Raw genomic sequence first — 4077 nt, 5'->3', positions numbered from 1 at the left:
TTCCCTGGGACTGCGCGCGGAGGATTACGAGAGCGGCCGTGTGGAGATCGAGGAGCTCTACCGCGGGTTCCGGGAGGTTGAAGTCGGGAAGTCCTGGATCGACGCTTTCTATGCCGGGGCGGAGAGCGCGCCGCCCGAGGGAGTGGAGGAGCTCTTCCCCAACGAGTACCTGATGCTTCGGAGCGCGGGATCGAACGCATCCGCGTTGGGGCGGTACGATTCTTCGCGGAAGGCGGTTCGCCATCTTCCGCCCTTCAAGGAAGACGTGTGGGGCGTACGGCCGCGCAACAAGGAGCAGCACTTCGCTCTCGACATCCTGCTTGACGATACGGTGAAACTCGTAACCCTTGCCGGAAAGGCGGGGACGGGGAAAACCCTGCTCGCGATCGCCGCGGGGCTTCGCAAGACCTCCGACGACGAGGTGTACCAGCGGCTGCTGGTCTCCCGCCCGGTCTTCCCGATGGGGAAGGACATCGGGTTTCTGCCGGGCGACGTGGAGGAGAAACTGAAGCCCTGGATGCAGCCCATCTTCGACAACGTGGAATATCTCTTCGGGTTCAGCCGCCGGAAGCGCCAGGGGATGCGCGGATACCAGGAGCTCATTAACCTGGGCATCCTGGAAATCGAGCCGCTGACCTACATACGCGGGCGGTCGATACCCAACCAGTACATCATAATCGACGAGGCTCAGAACCTGACCCCGCACGAGGTGAAGACGATCCTCACCCGCGCCGGGGAGAACAGCAAGGTCGTCCTGACGGGCGACCCGTACCAGATAGACAACCCCTTCGTGGACTCCGCGAGCAACGGGCTCTCCTGCACCGTAGAGAAGTTCAAGGGGGAGATGCTCGCGGGGCACGTCATGCTGGTCAAGGGCGAACGCTCCCCCCTCGCCGAACTCGCCGCGAACATCCTGTAGACCACAGACCGCTTTAGGGAATCGCTCCATCGTTACGGCAACGTATTGTTAGCGCCCCGGGAGGACGGGTCCCTGCCGGAGTTGGATGCTCTCCCCGCGGCTACGGCTCGTCGCTGCCATGGACGGCAGCCTGCCGCGGGCGCATGGATGCGTAGGAGCGGCCGTCCGTCCACTGCGCGGGCGAGCCGCCGAGGCGGGGTGCCCCTTCGGGGGCGTTGAGCGACGAAGCGGTAGCCATGGATGGCGGAGCGAGGAGCTCACGAGCCGCAGCCCTGCCATGGACGGCAGGGCAAGGCGTCCCCCGAAAGGGGCAGCCCCGCGAGGCGTGCCGAGCCCGCATGCTATCGTTATTCGCCGGGCGGCCGCATTTTGGACTACTTCCGCGCACGTGGTAAGGTGAGGGGATGCGCGTGCTGGGGATCGAGAGTTCGTGCGACGACACCGCGGCGGCGGTCTACGACTCGGAGGCCGGGCTGCTGTCGAACGTTGTGTCTTCGCAGATTTCCGTGCACGAGGTTTACGGCGGCGTGGTCCCGGAGCTGGCGTCGCGTGAGCATATCCGGTCGATCGTCCCGGTGGTGGAGGCGGCGCTCGCCGAGGCCGGGAAGGGCCGGAAGGATATCGGCGGCGTCGCGGCGACGGCGGGTCCCGGCCTCATCGGGTCGCTGCTCGTGGGCCTGTGCTTCGCGAAAACACTCGCATACTCGTGGGAAAAGCCGATCGTCGGCGTGGATCATCTCGAGGCTCATCTCTTCGCCATTTGCCTTGAACGCCGCGTAGAATTTCCTTTCATCGCGCTCCTTGTTTCGGGCGGTCACACCTCGCTCTTCAGGGTCGAAGGGTTCGACTCCGTCGCCTTCCTTGGCGGGACGCGCGACGACGCGGCAGGGGAGGCGTTCGACAAGGCGGCGAAGCAATTGGGACTCGGCTATCCCGGCGGTGTGGCGATGGACCGGCTTGCGCGGGAGGGCGATCCGGCGCGGTTCGCCTTCCCGAGAGCGTGGCTTTCCCGCGATTCGGCCGATTTCTCCTTTTCGGGCCTCAAGACCGCCCTGCGGGTGTTCCTCGCATCCAGGGAAGGACAGTCCGCCCGGCGGGAGGACGTCGCCGCATCGTTCCAGGAAGCGATCGTCGAGGTGCTTGTGGGGAAGGCGATGACGGCCGCGAAGAAAGAGGGCATTCCGCGGGTGGTCTTCGCCGGCGGGGTTTCAGCGAATTCCCGGTTGAGGGCGATGGCTGAAGAGGAGGGAGCCCGCGCGGGGGTGGAGATCCATCTCCCATCCAAAGCGCTGTGCACGGACAATGCCGCCATGGTCGCGTTCCTCGGGGAGCGCCGCCTGTCCGGCGGCCGGGCATCCGGACCGGATCTCAACGCCTATGCCGCGTCCCGGTTTGCCCGCTGAAGCATCCCGTTCATGAAACGTGACGCCGCGCATCCCGGCCGTCTCCTGGCCATGCTCGGGCTCGCGCCTCGCAAGGGGCTCGGGCAAACCTTCCTTCATGACCGGAACATCGCCCGAAAGATCGTTTCGCTCGCAGTCGAGATGGGACCTCCTTTCCTGGAAATCGGCCCGGGGCTGGGCGCACTCACCGGCCTGCTCGCGGAGCAAAAGCGGGAAACGGTGGCGGTCGAGGTGGACCGCGGGCTTGCGGCGTACCTGCGCGAAAGGTTCGAGGGCGCTTCCGTTAAAATCGTGGAGGCGGATTTTCTTGCCTTGCCGGATGGGAATTTCTCACGGTGGTTCCCGGCGGGAGGAACCGTGTTGGGAAACCTTCCCTATTCCATTTCCTCACCGATTCTCATCCGCCTGCTGGAACTCAGGGAGCTGCTGCCCCGGGCTATCCTCATGCTGCAGAAAGAGGTGGTCGACAGGATCTGCGCGCCGCAAGGGGGGAAGGAGTACGGCGTCCTTTCCGTGTATCTCTCCGCTCTTGCCGAAACACGGGAAGAGTTCACGGTCCGGCGCACATGCTTCACGCCGTCTCCCGATGTCGATTCGGCGGTGATATCGGTCCGGTTCCGGCCCGGAATTTCCGACGAAATCGTCCGTGCTCTTCAGAAGGTCGTCCGTGCCGCATTCGCCCAACGACGCAAGACGCTGCGGAACGCCCCGGTCCCATTCCTTGCCGGGGGAACACAGCAATGGTGCGACCTTCTGACGGGAGCCGGAATCGATCCGTCCGTCCGGGCCGAAACGATTACTCCCGAGCGGTATCTGCAGCTGGCGGCGGGTTTTCATGAGACGGCGGGTCCAGCCGGGAAATAACCGGCCGGTTGCGGAGAACGACGAGCTCCAGCATGCCGAGAAAGAAGCGCCGCGAGAAGACCGGCTCGAAACCGCGCTCGGCGATGAGTCTGCGCAATTCCTCCCGGTCCGGAAAGGTGGCGAGGCTCTCGGCGATATAGCCGTGGACGTACCGGGTGCGGTGCAGCAGGAAGCCCCAGAGTCCGCACCAGTTCCACAGGAGACGGCGCTGGAGCCGCTGGAGAAGCGGATTCGCGGGTTTCGAGAAATCCAGGAATGCCGCCACACCTTCGGGCTTGAGTATCCGCCGGGTTTCCTCGAGCGCCCGCCCGAGGTCCGGCGCGTTCCGCAGGGCGTAACTCCCCGTCACGATGTCGAAGCTGCCGCCGGGGAATCCCGTGGCGCACATGTCCCCTTTCACGAATCGCACGTTTCCGCGCGAGTTGCGTTTCACGGCCTCAGCGAGCATGGGCTCCGACAGGTCGAGCCCTACAATTGTCCCGCCCGGGTATCTTTCGGAAAGCAGGAAGGCCACGTCGCCGGTCCCGCACGCAAGGTCCGCGCAGGAGGGTGCGGCCGCCGCCGGCAAGGCATTCACGAGGCGTCTTTTCCACGCCGCGTCGCGGCCAAGGGAGATGGCGCGGGTTGCGAGGTCGTAGCGGGAGGCCGCTACGCCGAAATGCAACTCGTTGTACGATTTCCTGCTTTCCGGGAAGAGGAGCCGGTCCCGGAATTCCAGGTCGGGCAGATCATTCATCCCGTGACGGCGAATCGGCCGGCTCCCGCACGGACAGCCTCCAGCAGCGCCAGCTCCGCGGTCAGGCCGGGCCCGAAGGCCATTGCACAGACCGTCTCGCTATCGCTCCCGGAAGGACGTTCCAGAATCTCCTTGAGCACGAAAAGGACCGACGG

General features: G+C 65.1%; 5 protein-coding genes. 3 read left to right on the top strand and 2 right to left on the bottom strand.

Translation table 11 applies throughout. From position 1 onward, the window contains the following. The 3 genes from HY896_02365 to rsmA all read left to right on the top strand — a co-directional run. The coding region (locus tag HY896_02365; protein MBI5575190.1) for a PhoH family protein at positions 1–919 on the top strand (919 nt) is incomplete at its 5' end. Between the two features lie 404 nt (positions 920–1323). After that, entirely contained in the window at positions 1324–2322 is a 999-nt protein-coding gene (gene tsaD / locus HY896_02360) for a tRNA (adenosine(37)-N6)-threonylcarbamoyltransferase complex transferase subunit TsaD (protein MBI5575189.1), read from the top strand. Positions 2323–2334: 12 nt separating this feature from the next. Further along, positions 2335–3186: a ribosomal RNA small subunit methyltransferase A gene (gene rsmA / locus HY896_02355; GenBank protein ID MBI5575188.1), complete on the top strand. Its 852-nt coding sequence runs from the start codon at positions 2335–2337 to the stop codon at positions 3184–3186. Here rsmA and HY896_02350 read toward each other — a convergent pair. Together HY896_02350 and HY896_02345 are read right to left on the bottom strand one after the other, a co-directional pair. Continuing rightward, a complete protein-coding gene (locus HY896_02350; GenBank protein MBI5575187.1) occupies positions 3119–3922 on the bottom strand; it encodes a class I SAM-dependent methyltransferase in 804 nt (267 codons plus the stop codon). The genes rsmA and HY896_02350 overlap by 68 nt on opposite strands. Further along, a partial coding sequence (locus HY896_02345) for a hypothetical protein (GenBank protein MBI5575186.1) occupies positions 3919–4077 on the bottom strand: 159 nt, incomplete at its 5' end. The genes HY896_02345 and HY896_02350, both read right to left, overlap by 4 nt.

Source organism: Deltaproteobacteria bacterium (assembly GCA_016218975.1).
Classification (GTDB): domain Bacteria; phylum Desulfobacterota; class Deferrimicrobia; order Deferrimicrobiales; family Deferrimicrobiaceae; genus JAENIX01.
This window is presented reverse-complemented; position numbering and strand designations above follow the sequence as displayed.